This is a genomic window from Streptomyces sp. NPDC025784, from assembly GCF_055558435.1.
Window position 1 is genome coordinate 281,110 of record NZ_JBVHMN010000001.1, and the last position, 24,937, is coordinate 306,046.

General features: G+C 71.5%; 19 protein-coding genes. 14 read left to right on the forward strand and 5 right to left on the reverse strand.

All coding sequences use genetic code 11. The annotated features are described in order from the left end of the window. Positions 1–151 precede the first annotated feature (151 nt). Positions 152–1,348 carry a winged helix DNA-binding domain-containing protein gene (locus ACZ4IF_RS01240; RefSeq protein ID WP_467558453.1) on the forward strand — a complete coding sequence of 399 codons (1,197 nt, stop codon included), beginning with the start codon at positions 152–154 and terminating at the stop codon, positions 1,346–1,348. Positions 1,349–1,404: 56 nt separating this feature from the next. Here the strand turns inward: ACZ4IF_RS01240 and ACZ4IF_RS01245 are convergent, their stop codons facing one another. Continuing rightward, positions 1,405–1,713: a hypothetical protein gene (locus ACZ4IF_RS01245; protein ID WP_467558455.1), complete on the reverse strand. Its 309-nt coding sequence runs from the start codon at positions 1,711–1,713 to the stop codon at positions 1,405–1,407. Between the two features lie 164 nt (positions 1,714–1,877). On the opposite strand from ACZ4IF_RS01245, the gene ACZ4IF_RS01250 reads away from it, so the two are divergent. The 9 genes from ACZ4IF_RS01250 to ACZ4IF_RS01290 all read left to right on the forward strand — a co-directional run bounded on the left by ACZ4IF_RS01250 (position 1,878) and on the right by ACZ4IF_RS01290 (position 11,505). Next, positions 1,878–2,237 (forward strand): arsenate reductase family protein, encoded by a 360-nt coding sequence (locus ACZ4IF_RS01250; protein ID WP_467558457.1) that lies wholly within the window; start codon positions 1,878–1,880, stop codon positions 2,235–2,237. A gap of 128 nt (positions 2,238–2,365) precedes the next feature. Then, positions 2,366–3,058: an RlpA-like double-psi beta-barrel domain-containing protein gene (locus tag ACZ4IF_RS01255; protein WP_467558459.1), complete on the forward strand. Its 693-nt coding sequence runs from the start codon at positions 2,366–2,368 to the stop codon at positions 3,056–3,058. Positions 3,059–3,411: 353 nt separating this feature from the next. After that, positions 3,412–4,440, forward strand: coding sequence for a glutamine synthetase (glnII, locus tag ACZ4IF_RS01260; protein WP_467558461.1), 1,029 nt, complete (start codon positions 3,412–3,414; stop codon positions 4,438–4,440). Positions 4,441–4,571: 131 nt separating this feature from the next. Continuing rightward, complete coding sequence (locus ACZ4IF_RS01265; protein ID WP_467558463.1) at positions 4,572–5,495, forward strand: DUF6891 domain-containing protein; 924 nt, start codon at positions 4,572–4,574, stop codon at positions 5,493–5,495. A 329-nt stretch (positions 5,496–5,824) separates the two neighbouring features. Further along, positions 5,825–6,445, forward strand: a complete 621-nt coding sequence (locus tag ACZ4IF_RS01270) for a winged helix-turn-helix domain-containing protein (RefSeq protein ID WP_467558465.1) — start codon at positions 5,825–5,827, stop codon at positions 6,443–6,445. Positions 6,446–6,541: 96 nt separating this feature from the next. Beyond that, complete coding sequence (locus ACZ4IF_RS01275) at positions 6,542–7,534, forward strand: SDR family oxidoreductase (RefSeq protein ID WP_467558467.1); 993 nt, start codon at positions 6,542–6,544, stop codon at positions 7,532–7,534. A gap of 278 nt (positions 7,535–7,812) precedes the next feature. Then, entirely contained in the window at positions 7,813–9,084 is a 1,272-nt protein-coding gene (locus tag ACZ4IF_RS01280) for a sensor histidine kinase (protein WP_467558469.1), read from the forward strand. Further along, positions 9,069–9,716 carry a LuxR C-terminal-related transcriptional regulator gene (locus ACZ4IF_RS01285; protein ID WP_467558471.1) on the forward strand — a complete coding sequence of 216 codons (648 nt, stop codon included), beginning with the start codon at positions 9,069–9,071 and terminating at the stop codon, positions 9,714–9,716. The genes ACZ4IF_RS01280 and ACZ4IF_RS01285 overlap by 16 nt, the downstream gene beginning before the upstream one ends. Before the next feature lie 241 nt (positions 9,717–9,957). Then, on the forward strand, positions 9,958–11,505 hold the full coding sequence (locus ACZ4IF_RS01290) for a DUF1996 domain-containing protein (protein ID WP_467558473.1): 1,548 nt from the start codon (positions 9,958–9,960) through the stop codon (positions 11,503–11,505). A gap of 223 nt (positions 11,506–11,728) precedes the next feature. Here the strand turns inward: ACZ4IF_RS01290 and ACZ4IF_RS01295 are convergent, their stop codons facing one another. After that, entirely contained in the window at positions 11,729–12,190 is a 462-nt protein-coding gene (locus ACZ4IF_RS01295; RefSeq protein ID WP_359502067.1) for a hypothetical protein, read from the reverse strand. 215 nt (positions 12,191–12,405) lie between these two features. On the opposite strand from ACZ4IF_RS01295, the gene ACZ4IF_RS01300 reads away from it, so the two are divergent. The 4 genes from ACZ4IF_RS01300 to ACZ4IF_RS01315 all read left to right on the forward strand — a co-directional run bounded on the left by ACZ4IF_RS01300 (position 12,406) and on the right by ACZ4IF_RS01315 (position 17,157). Then, complete coding sequence (locus ACZ4IF_RS01300; RefSeq protein WP_467558475.1) at positions 12,406–14,334, forward strand: hypothetical protein; 1,929 nt, start codon at positions 12,406–12,408, stop codon at positions 14,332–14,334. A gap of 110 nt (positions 14,335–14,444) precedes the next feature. Next, on the forward strand, positions 14,445–15,350 hold the full coding sequence (locus tag ACZ4IF_RS01305) for a metal-dependent hydrolase (RefSeq protein WP_467558477.1): 906 nt from the start codon (positions 14,445–14,447) through the stop codon (positions 15,348–15,350). Further along, the gene (locus ACZ4IF_RS01310; protein WP_467558479.1) at positions 15,347–16,399 is read left to right on the forward strand and encodes a PDR/VanB family oxidoreductase; all 1,053 of its coding nucleotides are present in this window, start codon (positions 15,347–15,349) and stop codon (positions 16,397–16,399) included. Before ACZ4IF_RS01305 ends, ACZ4IF_RS01310 begins: the two co-directional genes overlap by 4 nt. 56 nt (positions 16,400–16,455) lie before the next feature. Further along, the gene (locus tag ACZ4IF_RS01315) at positions 16,456–17,157 is read left to right on the forward strand and encodes a TetR/AcrR family transcriptional regulator (protein ID WP_095933861.1); all 702 of its coding nucleotides are present in this window, start codon (positions 16,456–16,458) and stop codon (positions 17,155–17,157) included. Between the two features lie 181 nt (positions 17,158–17,338). On the opposite strand, the gene ACZ4IF_RS01320 is transcribed toward ACZ4IF_RS01315, so the two are convergent. From ACZ4IF_RS01320 to pulA, 3 genes are all read right to left on the reverse strand, one after another. Further along, on the reverse strand, positions 17,339–17,698 hold the full coding sequence (locus ACZ4IF_RS01320; protein ID WP_467558481.1) for a 5-carboxymethyl-2-hydroxymuconate Delta-isomerase: 360 nt from the start codon (positions 17,696–17,698) through the stop codon (positions 17,339–17,341). A gap of 29 nt (positions 17,699–17,727) precedes the next feature. Beyond that, positions 17,728–19,353, reverse strand: coding sequence for a SpoIIE family protein phosphatase (locus ACZ4IF_RS01325; RefSeq protein ID WP_467558483.1), 1,626 nt, complete (start codon positions 19,351–19,353; stop codon positions 17,728–17,730). A gap of 80 nt (positions 19,354–19,433) precedes the next feature. Next, positions 19,434–24,869 carry a pullulanase-type alpha-1,6-glucosidase gene (pulA, locus tag ACZ4IF_RS01330; protein ID WP_467559915.1) on the reverse strand — a complete coding sequence of 1,812 codons (5,436 nt, stop codon included), beginning with the start codon at positions 24,867–24,869 and terminating at the stop codon, positions 19,434–19,436. Positions 24,870–24,937: the final 68 nt, after the last annotated feature.

Here is a 24,937-nt window from a genome sequence, read left to right on the forward strand (position 1 = left end):
TGCGGATCCCGCGTCTCGCGGTCGCCTCAGTCAATGCCGACGGCAGCGGGCACGCATGCGGGATTCGGCGAAACGAGTGAGTCGCTCCCGGTGACGGCCGCGTGTTCGAGAGGATGGGATCACAGGGTTCAGGGGACCGGCTGGAGGCGGCGTGAGCGGACGGCGGCGGCACATCGACGCGGTGGAACGGCGGGCCCGGCTCGCCCTGCGGCAGAGGCTGGCGGTCGCCGCGCGGGCGGCGCGGCCCGAGGAGGTCGGCGACTCCCTGGTCGCGCTGCACGGCACCGATCCGGCGACGGTGTACCTGGCGGTCGGCGCGCGGCTGGAGGACGCCGGGAAGACGGTGGCGGAGGTCGACCGGGCGCTGTACGAGGACCGGACGCTGGTGCGGATGCACGGCATGCGGCACACGGTGTTCGTGTTCCCCTCGTCCCTGGCCGCGGTGGTGCACGCCTCGACGGGGCTCGCCATCGCCGCGAAGGCGCGCGCGGGCCTGATCAAGGACTTGGCCACCGGCAGCGACGGGCGGCTGACCGCGGAGTGGCTCGCCGAGGTCGAGGCGTCCGCGCTCGCCGCGCTGGCCCGTCGCGGGCAGGCCACGGTGAACGAACTCACCCGGGACGAACCGCGGCTGAAGGAACAGTTCACCTACGGTGCCGGGAAGAGCTACGAGAGCCCGCAGGCCGTGTCGTCCCGGCTGATGCGGGTGCTCGGGGTGGAGGGCCGGGTGGTGCGCGGACGTCCGCTCGGCTCGTGGACGTCGAGCCAGTTCCGCTGGGCGGTCGCTCCGCCGCATCCCGAACTGCCGCCCGCCGAGGCCCAGCCGGATCTGCTGCGCCGCTGGCTGCGGGCGTGCGGGCCCGCCACCGAGGGCGACCTGAAGTGGTGGACGGGGTGGAAGGTCACCGATGTGCGGCGGGCTCTCGCCGCGGCCGGGGCGGTGGCCGTGTCGCTCGACGACGGCGCCACCGGCTATGTCGCCGACGGCGACGAGGAGCCCGTCCTCGCGCCGGGAACGCCCTGGGCGGCCCTGCTGCCCGGCCTCGACCCGACGGCCATGGGCTGGCAGGAGCGGGACTGGTACCTGGCGCCCGGTCTGCGGCCCGCCCTCTTCGACGGCAGCGGCAACGTCGGTCCGACGGTGTGGTGGGACGGACGGGTGGTGGGTGGCTGGGCGCAGCGGCCCGGCGGTGAGGTCGTGTGGCGGGTGCTGGACGACCGGGGGGTGGGGCGCGAGGCCCTGGACGCGATCGCGGCCGAGGCCGCGCGTGCGCAGGCCTGGCTGGACGGGACCCGGGTGACCCCGCGCTTCCGGACGCCCCTGGAGAAGGAGTTGTCGTCGGGGTGAGTCCGGGGCCGGTGCCGGGTGCCGCCGCGCGGTGCGGCGGCACCCGGCAGCGGGCGTCAGCGGGAGTACTTCATCAGCGCGCGCACCATGTGGCACGTCGTGTCGGACGGCGCGTGGACACCGATGAGTTCCGCGGTGCTTCGTATCGTCTCGTCGCGGGCCTGGTTCGGCACGTAGACGCCGGAGTCGAGCAGGGCGATGGCCAGACGCATCGCCTTGAGCCGGCGATTGTGCGTGACGTACCACTCGCGGGGACGGCCCGGCGGCAGCGGGCGCTTCTCCACGGGCTCGTACGGCAGGTCCAGCAGGACCGCCCTCCTGGACGTGGACTGGGTGGGCAGCGGCTTCAGTGCGGCAGCGGGCACAGGCATCCTCCTGTCGCGGTCAGGGAGCCGTCCGGACGTCCCGGCGACACCCTCGAACACTGCTTCTATTCTACTGCCCGGCACTGACAAAAGCCGCTGGCCACAGGGCTCTTGGGGACCCTGTGACGCCTGTGGAGACCGATGCCTGGCGTACCGTGTGCGGCATGGAGATCTGGATCAATCCGGCCTGCTCGAAGTGCCGCAGCGCGCTCACCCTGCTCGACGCCGAGGGCGCGGACTACACCGTCCGCCGCTACCTGGAGGACGTGCCCGCCGAGGACGAGATCCGCGAGGTGCTCGACCGGCTGGGACTGGAGCCGTGGGACATCACACGCACCCAGGAGGCCGACGCCAAGGAGCTGGGGCTCAAGGACTGGCCGCGGGACGCGGAGGCGCGGGACCGGTGGATCGCGGCGCTGTCGCAGCACCCGAAGCTCATCCAGCGGCCGATCATCACCGCGGACGACGGCAGCGCCGTGGTGGGCCGCACGGAGGAGGCCGTACGGGACGCCCTGTCCCGGTAGCCCTCGGACCGGCCTCACCAACTCGGCTGTGACCTACGTTACTTGAGTGACTGCGGTGACCGTTGAGTAACCCTGTTCGGCATCTCGTACATAGCGGCGTAACGCTCCACCTCACCCAGGAGGCGCGCATGTCGCGTAGGAGAACTCTCAGCACGAAGAAGAAGATCGCGCTGCTCGTCAGCGCCGCGACCGTGGCCGGCGGCGGGGCCTTCGCCCTGGCCGCCACGTCCAACGCGGCACCGGTGCAGAACGCGCAGAACTCCACGGTCTGCCAGGGTCTGGCCACCGCGCTCGGCAACAACCAGAAGTTCATCGAGGGCCAGCGGGCCAACCCCGACGCGCAGTCGGAGGCCCGGATCGCCAACCGCGAGGCCGTCATCGAGCAGATCAAGGTTCAGCAGAAGGCGTCCGGTTGCGCGGTCGGGGAGTCGGCTCAGGGCTCCCAGGCCGGAACGCAGCCCGCGCAGTCCGCGCCGGCGCAGTCCGCACCCGCGAACAACGGCGGTGGCGCGAACAACGCGGGAGGCGGTGCGGACAACGCCGGTGGCGCGAACAACGCGGGCGGCGGCGGCGGCCAGCAGGTCTGCAACGGCTCGACCGTCACGCTCTCCGGTGAGGGCGGCGCCCCGGCCGCCTCCAGCAACCAGTTCCCGGCGGGGACGAAGCTGAAGGTCACCAACCTGGACAACAACAAGTCCACCACCGTCGAGGTCACCTCGGTGTCCGGCAGCTGTGTGCTGCTGAACAACGCCGCCTTCGAGCAGGTGCGGGAGCCCGGGAAGTTCCTGATCCGCAGGGCCGTCATCGAGAAGGTGGGGTGACGCGGAGAACGGGTCGAAGGCCCTGCCGCTCCGGGACGGGGGCGGCAGGGCCGACACGTGTCCGCGCATCCCGGGCGTCTCCGCGCCCCATCGCATACGAGCCGTCGTGCGCGGCTCGTCCGCGACCGGACGGGCCGGCGGTCGCGGACGCGAACACTCCCGCACGGGCACCCGCACCGGCCGGGCGGAGTGACACCGGGCACACACAGCTCAGGTAACACGGGGTTCACATTCGGGCAATGATCGGGAAATCGCCTGTTGACAAGCTGCCCGCATCCCTGGCGGCGCCCCAGTGCCGCAGCGCCGCAGCACCCGCAAGTGCGCCTAGAGACACACCCCGAAGGATGTGGCCCGTGAGCTTCAAGGCTGAGTACATCTGGATCGACGGCACCGAGCCGACGGCCAAGCTCCGTTCCAAGACGAAGATACTGGGCGACGACGCCAAGGGTGCGGACCTGCCGATCTGGGGCTTCGACGGCTCCTCCACGAACCAGGCCGAGGGGCACGCCTCGGACCGCGTGCTCAGGCCCGTGGCCAGCTTCCCGGACCCGATCCGCGGCGGCGACGACATCCTCGTCATGTGCGAGGTCCTCAACATCGACATGACGCCCCACGAGTCCAACACCCGTGCCGCGCTGGCCGAGGTCGCGGAGCGGTTCGCCGCGCAGGAGTCGATCTTCGGCATCGAGCAGGAGTACACCTTCTTCAAGGGTTCGCGTCCGCTCGGCTTCCCCGAGGGCGGCTTCCCGGCCGCGCAGGGGGGCTACTACTGCGGTGTCGGCGCGGACGAGATCTTCGGCCGCGACGTCGTCGAGGCGCACCTGGACAACTGCCTCAAGGCGGGCCTCGGCATCTCCGGCATCAACGCCGAGGTCATGCCCGGCCAGTGGGAGTTCCAGGTCGGCCCGCTGGCACCGCTGGAGGTCTCGGACCAGCTGTGGGTCGCCCGCTGGCTGCTCTACCGCACCGCAGAGGACTTCGGCGTCTCCGCGACCCTCGACCCGAAGCCGGTCAAGGGCGACTGGAACGGCGCCGGCGCGCACACCAACTTCTCCACCAAGGCGATGCGCGAGGGCTACGACGCGATCATCACCGCGTGCGAGTCGCTCGGCGAGGGCTCCAAGCCGATGGACCACGTCAAGAACTACGGCGCCGGCATCGACGACCGCCTGACCGGTCTGCACGAGACCGCCCCGTGGAACGAGTACTCGTACGGTGTCTCGAACCGCGGCGCCTCGGTCCGCATCCCCTGGCAGGTCGAGAAGGACGGCAAGGGCTACATCGAGGACCGCCGTCCGAACGCCAACGTCGACCCGTACGTCGTGACGCGTCTGCTCGTAGACACCTGCTGCTCCGCACTGGAGAAGGCCGGCCAGGTCTGATCCGCGCCACGACTCCGTGAGAGGGGCGCCCACCGTCACGGTGGGCGCCCCTCTCGCACGATGTGATCGCGCGGGCGTGCGGCACCGGCCCGTGGACCACCGTGTCAGTGGCGCGTGCCAGTCTTGCCCCCATGGAGAACCACGAGCCGCTCGCCATCAAGGCCGAGACGGAGAACTGGCAGAAGCACGCCCGGATCTCTGAGCAGCGGCTGCGTGAGCTGGTACGACGGATCGGCGGCAAGGGCGACCACTTCCTGGTCGTGCAGCGCATACCCGACATCCCCGATGTCTTCGTCCAGGTGTGGCACGAGACGGGCGGCGACTACCGGCTCGAACACCGGGACGGCCGGGAGCAGTTCTTCGGGACCGGTGTGGCCGACCCCGACCGGGTCGCGGACGCCATGGTGGGCTGGGCCCGTCGGCAGGACGACTGGCATGCGGGTCTCGACTGGGAACCGGTGGCGGCCGACCCCGCGGAAGACGTCCCCGAACTGCCCGAGGACGTGCGCGAGGAGGTCGAGGAGCACGTACGGGAGCTGCTGCGCTGCGGGTACGACGACCGCGCCGGGCTGGCGGAGGACGCCGAGGAGTGGCTTGTGGACGGCGACGACCGGCCGGTGTCCGCGGCCCAGGCCCGGGAACTCGTGGACCGGCTCTGGCTGGAACGTCTGGCCGAGCAGGAGACCTGGCAGGGCCTCACGGACCCGGAGCGCCTCACCACGGCCTTCGCGTCGCTCGACGCGGACGGCATCACCGCCCGGGAGAACTTCACCTGCTGCCGCTCCTGCGGCACCGCCGAGATCGGCGGCGAGAGCCGCGAAGGAGCCCGCGGCTTCGTCTACTTCCACTCGCAGTGCACCCAGAGCGCCGCCGCCGGGCACGGACTGACACTGCTGTACGGGGGGTTCGACGGTTCGGCCGACACCACCAAGGCCGTCGGACACGAGGTCGTCGCCGCGCTCACCGCCGCCGGGCTGTCCGCCCAGTGGGACGGCAGCCCGGACAGGGCGATCACCGTGACACCCCTGACCTGGCACAAACGTCTCGTGGGATGACGTGGGCGAGGTCAGGATCACGCCGATCCGGCGTCCGACCCGTGAGAGGAGGCTCCTGCCCGGCGCCGGGTTCTGCTTCAATGGGCTCATGGCCGGTTTCCAGAAGCACCTCGCGGCGGGTCGCCATGACCTGGAGCCCTTCTGGCCTTCCCGTCAGCACCACGACTTCGACCGGGTGTGTTGCCGCGCGATGAACGCGCCGGCCCTCTAAAGCCGTACACCCCGGCCTTCGGCCAGCGCGCACGACGTACGTCCTCGACGGCCCCGACCACGAACTCGCGGTCGTCGACCTCCCCGACGAACTTCTCGCGCGAAAGAGCTGACCTCTCATGGCGACCACTCGTTCCTTCTCCTCCGTCGCGTCCTCCCCCGCCCTCGACTCCGTCCGGGCGGGCGGCGGGCCGTCCACCCTTCCCGCCGGCCCCGGGCGGCACCGGCTGCGTGCCGTCGACCGGGACGAGGTGGTGGACGTCACCGAGTTCCTGCCGCCGGGCGCCACTTGGCTGCCCGCTCCCCAGCACACCGTGCCCGTCCTGCCGGGACAGCCGCCGATGATCGGCTACCTGGTCCTCGTCCCGGCGGACCAGCACCCCGCGCTGCCCGTCGCCGTGCCGGACCGGCCCGAGCCCTCGCAGACCGCCGACACCGGTGGCGACGACCCGCTCGTCCGCATCGACACCGTGCAGCGCACCGCCGAGGTCGACGGACGGCCGCTCGACCTCACCTACCTGGAGTTCGAGCTGCTGGCGCACCTCGTCGCCCACCCGCACCGGGTGCACACCCGCGACCAGCTGGTCACCACGGTGTGGGGCTACGGCCACGTGGGCGACGGACGGACCGTCGACGTCCATGTCGCCCGGCTGCGCCGCAAGCTCGGCGCGCAGCACCGGCAGACGATCCAGACCGTGCGCCGCGTGGGATACAAGTACGCCCCTCCGACCGGGCGTTGATCCGGGTCGTGCCGCCGGGCGGCCGGCCGCGGTGACGGATCTTCTGTCGGCAGAATCCTGTTCCGTGCGGGCGGCCGGCCGTGCAGAGTCGTCCCCATGAGACTGCTGATGCTCGGAGGTACGGAGTTCGTGGGGCGCGCCGTCGTCGAGGCGGCGCTCGCCCGGGGGTGGGAGGTGACCGTCTTCCACCGCGGGCGGCACGAACCCCCGCCCGGGGTCCGCTCGTTGCTCGGCGACCGCACCGCGCCGGACGGGCTCGCGGCGCTCGCCGGCGGTGAGTGGGACGTCGTCGTCGACACCTGGTCGGCGGCGCCTCGGGCCGTGCGGGACACGGCACTGCTGCTGGCCGGCCGGGTGCGGCGGTACGCGTACGTGTCCAGCTGCTCGGTGTACGCGTGGGCACCGGCCGCCGGCTACACGGAGGACGCCGCCCTGGTGACAGGAGCGTCCGCCGCCGCGGAACAGACCGACTACGCGCGGGACAAGCGAGGCGGGGAGCTGGCCGTGCTCGACGCCTTCGGCGCGGAGCGCTCGCTGCTCGTGCGGGCCGGGCTGATCCTCGGCCCGTACGAGAACATCGGGCGGCTGCCGTGGTGGCTGAACCGGATCGCGCGGGGCGGGCCCGTCCTCGCACCCGGACCACGTGACCTACCGATCCAGTACATCGACGTCCGTGACCTCGCCGAGTGGACGCTCACGGCGGTGGAGGGGGCGCCGGGCGGCGCGTACAACCTCGTCTCTCCGCCGGGTCACAGCACGATGGGAGAGCTCCTCGACGCGTGCGTGTCCGTCACCGGGGCGTCGGCGCAGCTGCGGTGGACCGCTGCCGAGGCCGTGCTCGACGCCGGGATCGAGCCGTGGACGCAGTTGCCGGTGTGGGTGCCGGCGGGCAGCGATCTGCACGACGCCCTGCACAGGGCGGACGTCTCCCGCGCGGTGGACGCGGGGCTGCGGTGCCGGGGCGTCCAGGAGACCGTCGCCGACACCTGGAGCTGGCTCCAGGACCTCGGCGGGATCGCCCCGCAGCGGCCCGACCGGCCCGCGGTGGGGCTCTCCCCCGAACTGGAGGCGAAAGCCCTGGCGGGCTGAGCGGGGGGCTGCCCGCCCGGCCTCCCTGGTCCGCACCGGGATCCCGGCGCCCTCGTACCCGCCGGGGTCCCCAGTCGCTCTCGTCCGCACCGGGATCCCGGTCACCCAAGTACCCGCCGGGGTCCCGGTCGCCCGAGTACCCCGCCGGGATCCCGGTCCCCCTCGTCCGCATCCGGTTCCCGGTGACCCCGTCCGCACCCGGGGGTGGTGCCGGCACCACCCCCGGTGGGGGTGCCCGGCCCAGTGACCCGGTGCATCCGGTCGGTGAGACTGAGGCCATGGAGAAGCACAGCACCGACGTCCGGGCGCGAGCGCGCGAGGCGACCGTGGCCGGCGCACGGGGACTGGCCGTCGCCGTCCTGGGGTTTGCCGGATCCGTGGCCCTCTTCGTCCTGGCCGTCGTGTCACTCGTCCTCGTGCCGTTGGGCGTCGGCGTCGTGACGACTCCCTGGGTGCTGACCGGCGTCCGGTCCTTCGCGAACGCCCGCCGGGTGGTCGCGGCACGGTGGTACGGGACACGGATCCCGGCCGTGTACCGGCCGGTGCCGGCGGGCGCGGGCCCGTGGACGCGCTGCTTCGGGATGCTCGGGGACCCGGCGACCTGGCGGGACCTGGGGTGGCTGCTGTTCGACATGACCGTCGGGTTCGTCACGGCCCTGCTGCCCGGGGCACTGCTCCTGTACCCGCTGGAGGGGTTCGCGCTCGCGCTCGGGCTGTGGCGGGTGTTCACGGACGGCACTCACGTCGGCTGGTGGTACGGCTTCGTGCCGGTCTCGGGACAGAGCACCGCCCTGCTGGCCGGCGCGCTCGCCGCCGGCCTCCTGGCCGTGGGCTACCGCCTCTCCCCGCCGCTGCTGCATCTGCACTTCCGGCTCACCCGGTCCGTACTGGCCCCCGGACAGGGCGAACTCGCCGAGCGGGTCAGGGTGCTGACGGAGACACGGCGCGACGCCGTCGACACGTCGGCGGCCGAACTGCGGCGCATCGAACGGGACCTGCACGACGGGGCGCAGGCACGCCTGGTCGCCATGGGCATGGACCTGGGCACGATCGAGGCACTGATCGACAAGGACCCGGCGCGGGCCAGGGAACTGCTCGCCCAGGCGCGGAGGTCGTCCGCCGACGCGCTCACCGAGCTGCGGGACCTGGTGCGCGGCATCCATCCTCCGGTACTCGCGGAACGCGGACTCGCCGACGCGATAAGGGCGTTGGCGCTGCGCCTGCCGCTGACCAGCGAGGTGGAGGCGGAGCTGGCGGGGCGGGCGGACGCGCCCGTCGAGTCCGCCGCGTACTTCGCCGTCAGCGAGGTGCTGACCAACACGGTCAAGCACTCCGGCGCCGATCGCGTATGGGTCGACCTCCACCACACGGACGGCATGCTGCGCATCGCGGTCACCGACAACGGCAGGGGCGGCGCCCGGATCGGCGCGGGTTCGGGCCTGTCGGGGATCGATCGGCGGCTCGGTACATTCGACGGTGTCCTCGCCGTCAGCAGTCCCGCCGGCGGCCCCACCATGGTCACCATGGAGATCCCTTGCGCGTTGTCCTAGCCGAAGACCTGTTCCTGCTGCGCGACGGGCTGGTGAGGATGCTCCAGGCCTACGACTTCGAGATCGCCGCGGCCGTCGAGAGCGGGCCCGAACTCAGCCGTGCGTTGGCCGAGTTGGAGCCGGACGTGGCGGTGGTCGACGTACGGCTGCCGCCCTCGCACACGGACGAGGGCCTGCAGTGCGCGCTGGAGGCCCGGCGCAACCGGCCGGGACTGCCGGTCCTGGTCCTGTCGCAGCACGTGGAGCAGTTGTACGCACGGGAGTTGCTCGCCGACGGCACCGGCGGCATCGGCTATCTGCTGAAGGACCGGGTGTTCGACGCGGAGCAGTTCGTCGACGCGGTGCGCCGGGTCGCGGCGGGGGGCACGGCGATGGATCCGCAGGTCATCCAGCAGTTGCTGTCGCGGCGGTCCACCGTCGACCAGCCGCTCGGACGGCTCACTCCGCGGGAGACGGAGGTGCTCGAACTGATGGCGCAGGGACGGTCGAACGCGGCGATCGCCGGCCAGCTCGTGGTCACGGAGCGGGCGATCGCCAAGCACACCTCCAACATCTTCGCGAAGCTGGGCCTGGAGGTCTCCGACGACGACAATCGCCGGGTCCTCGCGGTGCTCGCGTATTTGGACCGGTGATCTCACCGAATGCGGTCAACGGAACTGAATCGGATTCAAAAATTCGCCGTTCAAACCTGAATCGCATCATCAACTCTCGCGGAAACGCGGGCTTCTGGGCCCATTGTGCCTGAATTGGCCACACGGACTTCCAAGTTTTTCCGAGGTTTCTGAACGCCTCACACACCTCACGCGTATGGAATGGAGCCGCTTCACTCCTGTCGGGCGCCTCGATGCCCCGCAAGGAAGTCAGAGGAGTTCCATGGGACGCAACACACGAAAACGCCGTTCGCCGCTGGCCGTCCGCGCCGTAGCCGCATCGGCGGCTCTAGCGCTCGGCGGAGGCGGGCTGATCTGGGCGAATTACTACGCTTCGGCGCACGAGGAGAATTCCTCCCCCAACACCACCAAGGCCGCCGCCGCTCAGGTGGCCACGATCAGCTGTCCCGATGTCGGGCAGAAGCTCCCCGACGTGCCGAACCAGGCCCGCACGGAGGTCGACGGCGAGCTCGCCACGCTCGACCAGCAGATCACCGACGCCTACCAGCGCCTCGCCACCACGCGGGACGCGCAGGCCAGGGACGCCCAGTTCGTGCAGAACTCCATCCTCCAGCCGCTCAAGGACCGGCGTTCGGCGATCATCGACCGGATCAAGCTGGAGATCACGCGCGTGGGCGGCACCGCCCCTGACTCGCTGAGCGGCCTCGCCGGCTGCAACGCGACCACCGCCGACCAGACGCAGGCCAACAACGGCGGCCAGCAGCAGGGCGGCGGGCAGCAGCAGGGCGGCGGCCAGGCCACCGCCTCCCCGAGCGCTCCGGCCGGCGGCCAGCAGCAGGGTGGCGGCCAACAGCAGGGTGGCGGGCAACAGCAGGGCAACGGCGGCCAGGCCGGCAACGGTCCCGTCGCCGCAGACTTCGTCGACATCACGAAGGTCCGGCCGAACGTGCCCCAGAAGGCGCGGACCCGGGCGGGCGGCTCCTCCGGCACCTTCTCGAGCACCTGCGGTGTGAACGCGAACAAGAAGTTCAACACCGACAACGTGATCGTGGCGCCCGGCGTGACCAACGGCGCGCACCACCTGCACGACTACGTCGGCAACCAGTCGAACGACGCCTTCGCCAACAACGACACGTTCGCCGCGGCCAAGACCAGCTGCTCGAACCAGGGCGACAAGTCGTCGTACTACTGGCCGGTCGTGCGTATCCAGAACGGCACGCAGGACTTCGACCAGAACAACGACGGCGGCGGCAAGGAAGGCAACGTCGGCCAGATCCAGCAGGCCAAGCAGGCGCAGATCAAGTTCGTCGGCAACCCGAAGAGCAAGGTCGTCGCGATGCCGAAGTTCCTGCGCATCATCACCGGCGACGCGAAGACGACGACCAACGGACTCGCGAACGCCAACGCCCACTGGAGCTGCACCGGCTTCGAGAACAAGGTGCAGCTGACGACGCAGTACCCGATCTGCCCCCGGGGCAGCAGCGTGGTGCGCACCTTCGCCTTCCAGAGCTGCTGGGACGGCCAGAACATCGACAGCGCGAACCACCGTACGCACGTGGCCTTCGCCGACGCCCAGGGCAACTGCGCCAACGGCTTCAAGGCGATCCCGCAGCTGACGATGCGCCTGGTGTACAACGTGCCGGCGCCGACCCTGCAGAACGGGCAGGTCAAGAACGCCTATGCGGTGGACGGCTTCCCGGAACAGCTGCACAAGCCGGCCACCGACCACGACGACTTCATCAACGTCTTCGACGAGAACCTGATGAACAAGATGGTCAACTGCATCAACCGGGGCCAGCGTTGCAGGTGAGCCGCTCGCAGCGGTGACCGACCCGACATGAAGCGCGAAGAAGGCCGGTGGCGGATCTCCCGCCACCGGCCTTCCGCGTTCCCCTCCGCCACCGGCCTTCGCGTTCCCCTCCCGCCGCCGGCCTTGCGCGGTCCTCCGGACGCCCTCGGGCCGCGGGCCGTTCGGACTCCTGCCCGGGACGTGCCGGCGGCGTCCCCGCCCCGTCCCTCCCGGGCCCGAGGCGTCAGCCGGCGTGGTGACCGGAGTGCCCGGTCGCGGTTCCCGCACCACCGGCGCCTCCCGCGTGGTGGGACATGCCCTCCTCGACGGTCCCGCCGAGCCGGCCGCGCAGCGTCGTGACCATCTTCTGGTCGCCGACGGCGACCCACTTGGCGCCGACGAGGTACGAACCGCCGTAGTCCTTGGCGCCGTTGAGCCACTCGCGCTGTCCGCGGTCGGTGGCGAAGGTCGCCAGGATGAACTTGCCGGAACGGATCTTGCACACGCCCTGACGGATCTCGTCCGCGTCCGTCTGGATGTCCGGCGTGCACTTCACCTCGGCCGCCAGGTCCTCGAGACTCCCGGTCGCCGTGGCCGGAACCTTGTCCTGCCGGTCGGCCGCCTTGTCGCCCGACCCACCGCAGCCGGTGAGCACCAGCAGGGCCACGGCGGCCCCGGCCGCGAGCTTCTCGCGTGTCAACGTCATACGTCCCTCCGCTGCCTGTCGGCGCTCACGCCGATGAGAGCCCCGGCGGGGGCTCTGCCTTCGATACGGCTCCGGCGGCCCCCGCGCTCAATCGTCCCCCCATCTGCCGTACCGCCGACGGCCGATGGCGAACCACGCACGTCCGCCCTGCGAGCCCGGGAAGCGGCACGCCCGGCGCGGGGTGACCATCCGCCGATTCGCTCGTTCTGCTGAACGTGCAGTCACAGGATGTAGCCCCGCGCCCCGCGCCCCCCTCAGGACCGGTCGTCGACGTCGAGCAGGCCGAGGCCGCCCTCGTCGAGCACTACCCGCGGCTGGTCCGGCTGGCCTATCTGGTACTGCCGCCGAGCCTGGGCCGTGGCCGCCGGGTACTGACCGCGCACGCCCTCACCCAGCGCGCGCTGCCCCGGGGCCGTACCTCGGGCGACGTCTCGGTCATCCCCGCCCAGCAGTCCGGCGGCGGTCGCGACGGCGACCCGGGCTATGCCTACGTGCGCCTGCGCGTGGTGCGCGCGGCCCTGGAGGCGGGGCTGCCGCTGAGACTCCGCGCCCGGCCCAGGCGCGCCCAGCTGCCGCCGCTGCTGCCGCACGTGTGGGGCCTGAAGCTGTTCCCGCGCTCGGGCGGAGCCGACGAACTCGCCCTGGACCAGCGACTGTCCGCGCTGTCCGGGCCCGCCCGTGCGGCCTATGTCCTGCGCGGTCTGGAGAAGCTGCCGGACACTCACGTACAAAAGGTCCTCTCGGCGGCGGGGGTCGCGGACCCGAACGCGGCGCTCACCGAGGCGTCCGGCGTCGAGGCCCGCGACTCGCTGCTCGACTCCCCCGAGTTCGACCCCTGTTCGCTGCACGCCCGGCCCACCGACCTGATGCGGCGCAGGCAGCACGTCAGGGCCGCGCTCGCCGCCACCGCCGCCGTGGCCGTGTGCGGGGCGCTCCTCGCGCTGCCCGGGGACGGCTGGGGCCCCGACGGCGCCGCGGCGCCCTCCTACGCACAGAACCCGGCGGCCGAGGCCGCCCTCGACCCCGGCAGGCTGACCAAGGTGGCGGGCACGGCCTGGGAGTCGTCCGCGCGCACCGACTTCTCCGTGTGGCCCGCCCGCGGCGGCCTCGTCGAGGACAGCGCGCTGCTGCGGCGCGCGCTCGCCGTGTGGGCCAGGCCCGGCGAGTCGGTGCGGGTCTCGGCGACCCCCGGCACCCCGTCCGGCGCCCCGCCCGGCCCGCCGCAGCTGCTGTACGCGGGCGAGGTCGACCAGGCACGCGTGGTGCTCCTGTACGACGGTCTGCGCATCGCGCGGTACGCGGAGCCGAAGGACGGCACGAGCGGCGCCGCCCTCGACTTCGCGCGGGTCGACGGCGCGAACCGGACCGAGGCGAACGCGGTGGTCGTGGGCCGCTCCGACGGCAACATCCGGTATCTGACCGCCCCCTGGGTGACCGGGGCGGCCGAGCGGGACCTGATGAAGCCGTCCTCGGGCGCGATGGACCTGCCGGTCTCCGCCGACGGCGTCACCTCCCCGCTGGCCGGTCCCGCCCAGAGCGGCGCCTGCACCTCGTGGAACGTGCTCCAGCTGAAGGACGGCTCGGGCACCCGTCTGGTGACCGACCTCGGCGAGCTGACCCCGGCGCATCTCACGGCGGGCAAGCCCTCGTCCCCGCACGAGGCCTCCGGCGCCGAGGCGCTGCGCGAGTGGTCGCCGTTCGCCTGCTCGCTCGCCTCGGTGCGCTCCCAGGGCGTGCGATCCGTGAACGCCTGGCGGTTCGCGCAGCAGCCGCTGCCGGACGCGAGTGGCACCGCGGCCTGGGTCTGCACCCGCGCCGACACCTGGCGGGGCGGCGGGACCCGGGTGCTCGCGCAGTTCCACACTCCGGGCGGGGTGTACGGGGCGGTCGCCGCGAAGGCCGAGAACTCCCCCGCGTGCGGCTCCCGCGACCCCCATGTGCTGGCCGGCGTGCTGTGGAAGTCGGGAACGGGCAGCTGGTACCTGCTGGCCGCCGGAAGCAGGGACACCGCGTCCGTCCGGGCCACGGGCGGGGTCGAGGGCTCCGTGCGGGGCAGCATGCTGGCGGTGCGGGCACGGCGGGGTGCCCAGGCCCAGCTGAAGGCGACCCTGGACGACGGGCGGTCGATCACGGGACTGCGCTGAGCCGGTCCGGCCGACGCCGACCGGACCGGACCCGGGGCTAGTTGACGTTCGCGTAAATAAGTAGGCGCACGGGGCTTCTCCGCACGCCTACCCGTCAGTACATTGACGCCATGTCTAACACGCAGGCCCGGCTGCCCCGGCCAGTCGACTCCGAGCGGACGGCGCTCAAGGCGCGGAAGGTGTCGTTCTCCTGGGAGGACACGCCCCTGCACTGGGTGCCCGGGGACCCGTTCGCCACGCACACCATCAACGTGCTGCACCTGCTGCTGCCGGCCGGTGAGCGCTGGTTCGTGCATGTGTACAAGCAGGTGCTGCCCCACATCCGCGACGAGCGGCTGCGCGAGGACGTCATCGGGTTCATCGGGCAGGAGGCGATGCACTCTCAGGCGCACGACGAGGTGCTGCCGCATCTCAAGGAGCTGGGGCTCGACCCGACCCCGTACACCGCCCAGGTCGACTGGCTCTTCGAGAAGCTCCTCGGCGACCGCACACTGCCGCCGGGCAAGGCCCGCAAGTGGTGGCTGCTGGAGCGGGTCGCCATCATCGCGGCGATCGAGCACTACACCGCCTTCCTCGGCGACTGGGTCCTGAACGCCGAGGAGCTGGACCGGCGGGGCGCCGACCCGACCATGCTGGATCTGCTGCGCTGGCACGGCGCGGAGGAGGTCGAGCACCGCTCGGTGGCGTTCGAGCTGTTCATGCACGTCGACGGGAGTTACCGGCGGCGGGCCAGGACCTGGGCCACCGCGTTCGCGGCGCTCGTCTTCCTCTGGCAGCGCGGGGCACGGTTCTTCATGGAGCACGACCCGACGCTGGTGGACGGCCGGGCGAGCTTCAAGGACTTCTACGAGAGCGGGAAGCGGGGCGTGCTGCCGTCCACCGGGGACATGCTCAAGTCCATCCCCCGCTACCTCAGCCGCTCCTACCACCCCTCCCAGGAGGGTTCCACCGAGCAGGCGATCGCCTATCTCGCCTCCTCCCCCGCGGCGACCGCGGCGGAACGGGGTGCGGCATGACGCCCCGGCTGCGGACCGTCGTGGCCGTGGCCGGTGCCGCCCTCGTCGTACGGCGCGCGCTGCGCCGCCGGATCGAGGCCTCGCCGCTGTGGCCGCTGCCCGCGCTGGAGGAGCCGATCTCCGGCCGGCCGCGCACCCGGGCGCTGCGTCTGCTGGTCACCGGGCACGAGCGGGTCGCCGACGGTGTCGTCCAACTGCGTCTGGAGGCGCGGGACCTGCCGCGCTGGGAGCCGGGCGCCCACCTCGACCTGGTCCTGCCGTCGGGTCTGGTACGGCAGTACTCGCTGTGCGGGGACCCCGAGGACACCTCCTCGTACACCGTCGCGACGCGGCTCGTCGAGGACGGCCGGGGCGGTTCGCGCGAGGTGCACGAGCAGGTGGGGGAGGGCTCCGAGATCGAGGTGCGCGGGCCGCGCAACCGTTTCCCCCTCGTGGACGCACCGTCGTACGTGTTCGTCGTGGGCGGGATCGGGATCACCCCGGTCCTGCCGATGCTGCGCGCCGTGCAGGGGCACGCGGACTGGCGGCTGGTGTACGGCGGCCGGTCGCGGGCCTCGATGCCCTTCCTGGAGGAGATCGAGAAGCTGGACCCCGAGCGGGTCACCGTCGTCGCGGAGGACGAGGACGGGCTGCCGGACCTCGACGCGCTGTTCGCGGAACTCTCCCGGGGCACGGCGGTCTACTGCTGCGGCCCGGAGGGGCTGATGGCGGCGGTCGAGGCCCGCGTCCCGGACGGGGCGACGCTCCATCTGGAGCGCTTCGCGCCCCGCACGTCGAGCGAGGGAAACGGCGCCTTCGAGGTCGAACTGCGGCGCAGCGGACGCACGGTGACCGTGGCCGCGGACTCCACCGTCCTCGCCGCCGTCCGCGCGGAGCTGCCGGGCACCGTGTACTCGTGCGAGCAGGGGTTCTGCGGAACCTGCCAACAGCGCGTGCTGGAAGGAGAGATCGACCACCGGGACGAGCTGCTGACGGACGCGGAGCGTGACGACTCGATGCTGATCTGTGTCTCGCGGGCACGCGGTGAGAGAATTGTGTTGGACATGTGAACGATCGCGGGCGGACCGGTCCGTTCCGGGCCGGATCCGGTCGGTAAGGTGTTCGCATGACAACCGGGGTACGACGCAGGATGGGTGTCGAGGAACGCCGGCAGCAGTTGATCGGCGTCGCCCTCGAACTGTTCAGCCGACGCTCGCCCGACGAGGTCTCCATCGACGAGATAGCCTCCGCCGCCGGCATCTCCCGTCCCCTGGTCTACCACTACTTCCCCGGCAAACTCAGCCTGTACGAGGCCGCCTTGCAGCGTGCTTCGGACGATCTCGCGGGGCGGTTCGTGGAACCCGCGGAAGGGCCGCTGGGGGCACGGCTGCTGCGGGTGATGCGCCGGTTCTTCGACTTCGTGGACGATCACGGGCCCGGTTTCGCGGCGTTGATGCGGGGCGGCCCCGCGGTCGGCTCCTCCACCACCAACGCCCTGATCGACGCCGTGCGGCAGGCCGCGTACGTGCAGATCCTGTCGCACCTGAACGTCGAGAGGCCGACGGCCCGTCTGGAACTGATGATCCGCTCCTGGATCTCGCTGGTCGAGTCGACGGCCCTGCTGTGGCTGGACGGACGGCGGATCCCGCGCGGCGAGCTGGAGTTGCAGCTGGTGCACGACTTCGCGGCGCTGGCCGCGGTGAGCGCCGCCCACGACGAGGAGATGAGCGAGCAGCTGCGCCAGGGGCTCAAGGGCGAGCCGGGCGACGGGCCGTTCAGCGACCTCGTCGTCCGGCTCGTCGCACTGGCCTCGCCCCCGGACGCCTGAGCCCGCGGGCGGCGGGCTAGAGGGTTTCGTTCGGACCGGCTCGGATCGGGCCGCGGCGTCCGGTGCGGTGCCTCGCAAGGCGGAGGACCACCCGCGTACTAGGGCGTACTCGGGTGGTCCGACAACGCGGCGAGGTGCCGTGCCGGGCGTCGCGGACCCGAGCCGATCCGAACGAAGCCCCCTACGCCCCCTCGAACTTGCGGTACGACGGGTCGAGGTCCCGCACTTCGGCGGAGGCGTGCACGGTGACGCCCTCGACCGGCTCGACGTGCTTGCGCAGCAGCTCCAGCGCGGCCTCGGTCAGCCTCGCCTTGGTCTCGTCGGACCGGCCGGCGAGCAGCGCCAGCGTGACGTGCACGATCGCGTGGCCCTCCCCGTCCGCTCCCACCACGTCGTCCCCGGTCGTACGGAACCGTGTCTTGCACGCCTCGATGCGGGCGGCAGCCGTCTCCACCACCACCGGGTGCAGCGCCAGCGCGAACCCGCGCCGGTCGAAGGCGTCGTCGAGCGACTCGGAGCAGTCGACGGTGATCTGCGGCATCAGCGCACTCCTGTTCTAGGAATCTGCGATCACCCTAACCGCAGCGCGAGCAGCGCGATGTCGTCCTCCCGGCCCGGTCCGAAGCAGTCGAGCAGGGTGTCGCAGAGGGCGGCGACGCCGGCCGGTGCCTCGGCGCCGGCGCTGCGCAGCTGCTCCAGGGAGACTCCCAGGTCGGTCCCGCGCGTCTCGATGAGGCCGTCGGTGACCATGAGGAGCCGGTCGGTCGGCAGCAGGACGATCTCGGTGGGCAGCGGCCGGTCCAGGCCGAGGCCGAGCAGCGGGCCGCGGACGTCCGTGTAGTCGGCGGTGCCGTCGTCGCCGACGATCAGGGGCGGGATGTGGCCCGCGTTCGCGATGCGCGCCCGCCCGCTCGCCGGGTCGACCAGGCACAGGCAGACGGTGGCCGTGACGTCGGGGTGGTAGTGCTGGAGCATCCGGTCCAGGCGCCGGGCCAGCACTCCGGGGTCCGGGTCCTCGACGCAGTAGGCGCGCAGCGCGTGCCGGATCTCGACCATCACGGTGGCCGCCTCCAGCGAGTGGCCGACGACGTCGCCGACGGCGGCGAGCACCCCGTCCGAGGTGCGCAGCACCGCGTAGAAGTCACCGCCGATCTCGGCCTGCCGGGAGGCGGGAACGTAGCGCACGACGACGTCGAGGCCCGGCGTCTCGGGCATCTTCTGGGGCAGGAAGCTGTGCTGGAGGGTCAGCGCGACATGCCGCTCCGCCTGGTACATCAGCAGGGGCTCCGCGGCCAGCGCGGTGGCCTGGGCGAGCCGGGCCACCAGGGTGTCGGTCTGCGGGGCCGTGTCCCGGTCGCCGTGCGCGGGCGTCGCGAGGCAGACCGGCACCCTGCCGTCGGGGGTGCGTGCCAGCACGACCCGGGCGGCGTCGGGCGCACCGGGCCGGAAGAATCCGCGCGGCCACAGCGGGGAGGGGACGACCGTGCCGCTCACTCCGGTGTGGCCTGCCGTCATGTGGCGGATCAGCCGGGCGACGGTCTCGTGCGCGCCCGGGTCGGACACTGTCGTCCGTGCCCGGGTACGGGACGTCCCGCGGTAGAGCTCCCCGTCCTCGGAGAGGACGAACACGGCGGCGGGCGAGCCGGTGAGGCGGGCGGTGCCCTCGGCGGCGGCGTCGGCGAGCTCCTCGGGGCAGCGGGCCGCCTGGACGGCGACGATGGTCTCGGACAGCAAGGTCAGCCGTCGTACGAGCGTCTCGGCGCCGATCCGCATCCGGGAGCGGCGCACCGCCGCGCGGACGACGGCCTGGATCTCCTCGGGCTCCGCGGGCACCGAGAGGTACGCGTCGCCGCCCGCGTCCAGGCCCCGGCAGCGGTGGTCGGGTCCGGAGGAGGCGGCGGAGAAGTGCACCACGGGCAGGGCGGCCATGGGGGGCTGCGCCTTGAGTCTGCGGCACAGTTCGAAGCCGCTCATGTCGGGCAGGCCGACGTCCACCAGGGCGACGTCGGGCAGTACTCCGGCGCGCAGCCGTACGTCGAGCTCGACGAGCGCCTCGGCGGCGCTGGCGACGGGTACGACCCTGTGTCCCGCGCGGGTGAGCACGGCGCCCAGCGCGTAGCGGCTGGCAGCGATGTCGTCGACCACCATCACGGTGGACAGGGTGTCCACCGTGGGTCCGGCCGATTCGATGGCCATCGGAACATTCCCTCGGAGCACGGGTGATGGGGGCAGGTCCGGGGAGGTCCCGGTCCTGCCCCCATCAAATTAGTGCGCTATCAGCCGGTCCGGGTGAAAACCGCCACCGTGCGGCCCGGAACGGCGAACGTGCCCGATTCGGCCGCGTAGGACGAGGACTTGACGATAGGGTCCGCGCCCGACGCCTGTACCGGATGCAGCGCGTACGCCGTTCCGGCCAGCGAGCCGACGGTCTGCTCCTGCTTCTCGGGCGTCGCGTTGAAGACGACGACGAGATCGCCGAGTTCCATCGTGATCACCCCGGGCGTCTCCGTCTTCCCGGACAGCGGGAAGGCGAGCTCGGACTGCACCCGGTCGGCCGTGGGGAGCGAGAAGAGGCCCTCCGTGCTGCGGATGCTCTGGAGGTCCCGGTAGGCGGCCGACGTCGCCCCGATCTGGTCGCAGCCCACCTTGACCGAGCTCAGCAGCGGCTTGGCGTAGGGCCACTTGGAGGCGTTGTCCGCGGCCATCGGCAACCCGCGCCCGAAGCCGTTGCCGTCGTGGCAGTCCCAGTGGACGGCGTTGAACCAGTCGCCGCTGTCGAACGAGTTGCGGTCGAGGGACTTGGAGCGCAGCAGGTCGCTTCCGGCCTGGGAGAGGGACGGGCCCTGCGAGAGGGTGGCCGTCGCCATCGCCAGGACCTGCATCCGGGCCCGGTCGGCCGCGCTCGTGCCGGCGGGCAGCTTGTAGGTGAGCGCGTCGAACAGTGATTCGTTGTCGTGCGCGTCGGCGTACGCGAGGGCGTCGCCGGGGGCGTCCGCGTAGCCTGCGGGCTGCCCGTTGTAGTCGACCTCGGAGCCCTTGACCTCCTTGCCGGCGGTGTCGGTGAAGCGGTACTTGGCGAGGTTGCCGGTCAGACCGACCTTGATGAGGTCCTGGTAGTGCAGCAGGCGGGCCTTCTGTTCGGCCGTGGTGCCGTTCGCGTCCGAGGAGTTGGGGTCGGTGTAGAGGCCGGAGGCGAAGCCCTGGATGCCGGGGTCGGCGTCGAAGGGGCCGCCGCCGCGCACGGCGTCGCGGGCGCGGTCGGAGAAGGTCGCGATTCCGGTGCCGGCCATGTTCTTCTGGGTGGCCTGGACGAAGCGGGCGTCGTCGGCGACCTCGCCGAAGTTCCAGCCCTCGCCGTACAGGATGATCTTCTTGCCGTCGACGCCGTCCTTCGCGAGGGTGAGGGCGTCCAGGGCCTTGCGGACCGCGAGGATGTTGGCCTTGGGGTGGTGGCCCATGAGGTCGAAGCGGAAGCCGTCGACCTTGTACTCCTTGGCCCAGGTGACGATCGAGTCGACCACCAGTTTGCCCATCATGGCGTTCTCGGTCGCCGTGTTGGCGCAGCAGGTGCTGTTGGCCACCGAGCCGTCGGCGAGGAGCCGCTGGTAGTAGCCGGGCACGATCCTGTCGAGCACGCTGGTGTCCGCCTGGCCGGAGGCCGCCGTGTGGTTGTAGACGACGTCCATGACGACCCGCAGGCCGTCGTCGTTGAGCGACTTGACCATCTTGCGGAACTGGACCGTGCGGGCGGTGCCGTCCGGGTCGGTCGCGTACGAGCCCTCGGGGACCGTGTAGTGGTACGGGTCGTAGCCCCAGTTGTAGGCGTCCTTGGCGGCGGTCTTCGCGACGCACTCCTGCTGCTTCTCGGAGTCGGCCGCGAAGGAGGCCAGGTCGCAGTCCGGGGTGGCCTGGTCGGCCTTCTTCTCGGGGATGGTGGCGATGTCGAAGGCGGGCAGGAGGTGGACGTACGACGTGCCGGACTTCGCCAGCTCGCGCAGGTGCTTCGAGCCGTCGCTGCCCTTGTCGGTGAACGCCAGGTAGGTGCCCTGGTCCTCGGCCGGGACCGTCTTGTCGGCCACCGAGAAGTCCCGGATGTGCAGTTCCTGGATCTGGGCGTCCCGCAGCGGTACGGCCTTGGGCTTGCTCAGGGTCGACCAGCCGCCCGGCGCGAGGGCCTTGTCGTTCAGGTCGACGACCAGGCTGCGCTCGGAGTTCGCGGTCAGCGCGACCGAGTAGGGGTCGGTGACCTTGTTCGTCACGACCTTGCGGACGCTGGGGGCCCAGACCTTCACGACGTACCGGTAGGGCTTGTTCTTCCAGGACGCCGGACCCGTGACGGACCAGACGCCGGTGGCCGCGTCGCGGTGCATGGCCACCTCGGAACCGGCCAGCTCCAGGGAGACGCTCTGTGCCGTCGGCGCCCAGACGGAGAGGGTCGGCCTCCCGTCGTGGAAGACGGGTCCGAGCTTCGCCGCGGTCGCGTCGTACACGTCGTCGAGGACGCCCGCGATCTGCACACCGGTCGCGGCCAGCACCGCGCCGTTCGCCGCACGCTGGGAGGCCACGATCTGGCCGCCGAGCGCCTGGCGCACCCGGTCCCGGTCACGCGGGTCGACGGACCAGGCCGTGTAGTCCTTCAGGTGCGGGAACTCGGCCTTCTGGGCATCGGTGAGGGTCGTCTTCGTCAGTCGCAGCCAGCGCTCGTCGTCGCTGGTCAGCGTCCCGTCCTTGACGGCGATCGAACCGTCGCGGGAGGAGAGCAGCTGGGTGGAGACGGCGCCGTCCGCGCCGTTCCAGGCGACCGTGTCCCGGTCGATCCAGACCGCCTTGGAGGTGGTCAGGTCGAGAGCGGCCGCGCTGCCCGCGGGCTGCGGCAGCAGGTACTTCTCCTGACCGTTCAACAGCCACACCTCGTAGCCGTTGGTCTTGATGTCCAGGGACTGGTCGGTGGGCAGATCCTTGTCGTCGCCCTTGTGGATGATGTAGCTGAGGCTGGTGGCACCGTCGGCGAGCGGTACCTCGAAGACCGCGCCATAGGCATCAGTCTTCACCGGCTTCAGGGGGTTCGACCAGTCGGTGGGGTTCGCGGCGCCCGTCCAGACGTGCAGGCCCCAGCCGTCGTAGTTCCCGTCGGCGCGGTGGTAGTGGACGACCGCCTTGGTCTTGTCCTGCGCCGGGTAGTCGGGCCTCTGGGTGAGGACGTCCGTCTTGCCCTGCTCGACCCAGACCTCGCCGGTCTTGGTGACGTCGATCGTCCGGTCGGCGGAGACGTCCTTGTTGCCGTCCTTGTCGATGACCAGGAAGCCGACGTTCGAGGCGCCGGGCTTGAGCTTGACGTAGGCGAAGGCGCCGTAGGCGTCGCGGCCGGTGAAGGGGTGGCTGGCGGGCCAGTTCGTGGCCTCGCCGTCGGCGAGGTCACCCCAGGCGTACAGGCCCCAGTCGTCGTAGTCGCCGTCGGTGCGCTTGTAGTGGACGATCGCGTAGTCGCGGGAGGAGGCCGTGGGAACCTCCGGGGCGGGCGGGGTGCCGGTGGTGCTCGCGGCGGTGGCGCTCGCGGTGCGCCCGGCGGAGTCGATCACGACCGCCTTGTAGCGCAGGGCGGTGCCCGCCGTCACGTCCTCGCCGATGGCCTGGGTGACCTTGTACGGGGCGTGGTCGGCGGAGCCGAGGACGCGCCACTTGCCGTTGCCCACCTGGGCGGCGAAGACGACCCGGTCGAGCCGGCCGCCTCCCCCGCTCTCGGCTTCGCTCGAGCGGGAGGTGCCCCCAACGTTCGCGGAGAGCTCGACGGTCCCGGTGGCGCCGGCGTCCGGGGCCTTGAGGGTGATCGTCGGCTTGGTGGCGGGCTTGGCGAGGCCGCCGGCCGCCTTGAGGACGACGGTGGATCCGGCCGGGACGCTGACGGTGATCTTCTTGTCGGCGTCGGTCTTCGTCGTGACGTCCGTGCCGTAGATGCCGCGGTACGTCATGTCCGCGGAGCCGGTCGCGAAGGTCGCGGTCCTCGCCTCGCCGGCGTTGTTGAAGGCGACGACGTACTCGGCACCGGTCCTGGCGTCGGTGCGGGTGACGGCGTACACACCGGAGCCGTCCGCCGCGTACCGCTGCGTCTGGACGCCGTCCGTGAGGGCCGGGTTGGCCTTGCGGAGCGCGGAGAGCGCGGCGATCCGCCGGTACAACGGCGCGCTCGTGTCGTAGGCGTCGCTCGCGTGCGTGCGGTCGGTGCCGATCTCGTCGTCGTCGAGGTAGTCGGCGACCTTGGAGGCGAACATCGTCTGCCGGGCGTCCTTGTCGCCGCCGGCACCGGTGAAGCCCTGCTCGTCACCGTAGTAGACGACCGGGTTGCCGCGGCTGAGGAACATCAGCTCGTTGGCGAGCCGGTCCTTCTTCAGCAGTTCGGCGTCGGTGGCCTTCGGGTCGTCCTGGTTCAGGAAGGTCCCGATGCGGCCCATGTCGTGGTTGCCGAGGAAGGTGACCTGCTCGTACGCGTTGGCCTTGTCCGTCGTGTACTTGTAGTCGTCGCCGAAGACGGACGCCAGCTTCTGCGCGCTGCCGCCCTGGGAGGCGTACTGGCGGGCCGCCTCCTGGAAGGGGAAGTCGAGCGTGGAGTCGAGGCGGCCCTCGGTGACGTAGGGCGAGGTGATCGACGTGTCGGCGGAGTAGACCTCGCCGAACATGAAGAAGTCCTTGCGGCCGTGCCGGGCGGCGTAGGCGTCGAGGGCCGTGGCCCACTGGGTCCAGAACTCCATGTTCACGTGCTTGACGGTGTCGATCCGGAAGCCGTCGACGCCGAAGTCCCGCACCCACTTCTCGTAGATCTTCTCCATGCCGGAGACGACCTCGGGCCGTTCGGTCCACAGGTCGTCGAGGCCGGAGAAGTCTCCGTACGTGGTGGACTCGCCGGCGTAGGTCGAGTCACCGCGGTTGGTGTACATGGTCGTGTCGTTGAGCCAGGACGGGACCTTGGCGTTCTTCTTCGCGGCGGGAACCGTCGGCGTACGCGGGAAGGAGTCGGCGTCCACCGACGGGAACCCCTCGGTGCCGTCCGCGTAGTCCGCGTCGTCGAAGGGCCTGCCGTCCTCGGTCAGGTACGGGAAGGCGCCCTTGGAGAGGTAGTCGTAGGACTTCTCTTCGTAGTCGACGACGTCGGCCGTGTGGTTGGTGATGACGTCGAAGAAGACCTTCATGCCCTTGGCGTGGGCCTTGGAGATCAGGGTCTCCAGGTCCTTGTTGGTGCCGAAATGCGGGTCGACCTGGGTGAAGTCGGTGATCCAGTAACCGTGGTAGCCGGCCGAGGCGTCCTTGCCGGTGCCCTGGACGGGCTGGTTCTTGAAGATCGGCGCCATCCAGATGGCGGTGGTGCCGAGGCCCTTGATGTAGTCGAGTTTGCGGGTCAGACCCTTGAGGTCGCCGCCCTGGTAGAAGCCCTTGTCGGTGGGGTCGTAGCCGGTCGACAGGCGCGAACCGGTCAGGCCGCCCTTGTCGTTGCCCGTGTCGCCGTTGGCGAAGCGGTCGGGCAGGACGAAGTAGAACTGCTCGCGGGTGGCGTCGTGCCGGGCGGGCTGCGCGGCGAGCGCGGCGTCCGACGGAGGCGCGGGCGGGGTCTCGGCCCGCGCGGCGAGGGGTTGTGCGAGCGATACGGCCAGAGCGGCGGCAAGAACGGCTGCGCGCAGTCTGGAACGGCCGGGGCGGCGCGCCGGCCCTCTCGGTATCAGGTCCACAGGTGTGAACTCCTAGCGATTACGGCGTACTCGGGTCCGACCCCGCGCAGCGTTCCGGCTCC

Bases quoted from the DNA above. Each gene is read 5' to 3' on its own strand.
- ACZ4IF_RS01250 (WP_467558457.1), top strand. From the start codon at position 1,878: ATGGAGATCTGGATCAATCCGGCCTGCTCGAAGTGCCGCAGCGCGCTC.
- ACZ4IF_RS01255 (WP_467558459.1), top strand. From the start codon at position 2,366: ATGTCGCGTAGGAGAACTCTCAGCACGAAGAAGAAGATCGCGCTGCTC.
- ACZ4IF_RS01320 (WP_467558481.1), bottom strand. From the start codon at position 17,698: ATGCCGCAGATCACCGTCGACTGCTCCGAGTCGCTCGACGACGCCTTC.
- ACZ4IF_RS01315 (WP_095933861.1), top strand. From the start codon at position 16,456: ATGACAACCGGGGTACGACGCAGGATGGGTGTCGAGGAACGCCGGCAG.
- ACZ4IF_RS01305 (WP_467558477.1), top strand. From the start codon at position 14,445: ATGTCTAACACGCAGGCCCGGCTGCCCCGGCCAGTCGACTCCGAGCGG.
- ACZ4IF_RS01265 (WP_467558463.1), top strand. From the start codon at position 4,572: ATGGAGAACCACGAGCCGCTCGCCATCAAGGCCGAGACGGAGAACTGG.
- ACZ4IF_RS01280 (WP_467558469.1), top strand. From the start codon at position 7,813: ATGGAGAAGCACAGCACCGACGTCCGGGCGCGAGCGCGCGAGGCGACC.
- ACZ4IF_RS01325 (WP_467558483.1), bottom strand. From the start codon at position 19,353: ATGGCCATCGAATCGGCCGGACCCACGGTGGACACCCTGTCCACCGTG.
- ACZ4IF_RS01275 (WP_467558467.1), top strand. From the start codon at position 6,542: ATGAGACTGCTGATGCTCGGAGGTACGGAGTTCGTGGGGCGCGCCGTC.
- ACZ4IF_RS01310 (WP_467558479.1), top strand. From the start codon at position 15,347: ATGACGCCCCGGCTGCGGACCGTCGTGGCCGTGGCCGGTGCCGCCCTC.
- ACZ4IF_RS01295 (WP_359502067.1), bottom strand. From the start codon at position 12,190: ATGACGTTGACACGCGAGAAGCTCGCGGCCGGGGCCGCCGTGGCCCTG.
- ACZ4IF_RS01290 (WP_467558473.1), top strand. From the start codon at position 9,958: ATGGGACGCAACACACGAAAACGCCGTTCGCCGCTGGCCGTCCGCGCC.
- ACZ4IF_RS01270 (WP_467558465.1), top strand. From the start codon at position 5,825: ATGGCGACCACTCGTTCCTTCTCCTCCGTCGCGTCCTCCCCCGCCCTC.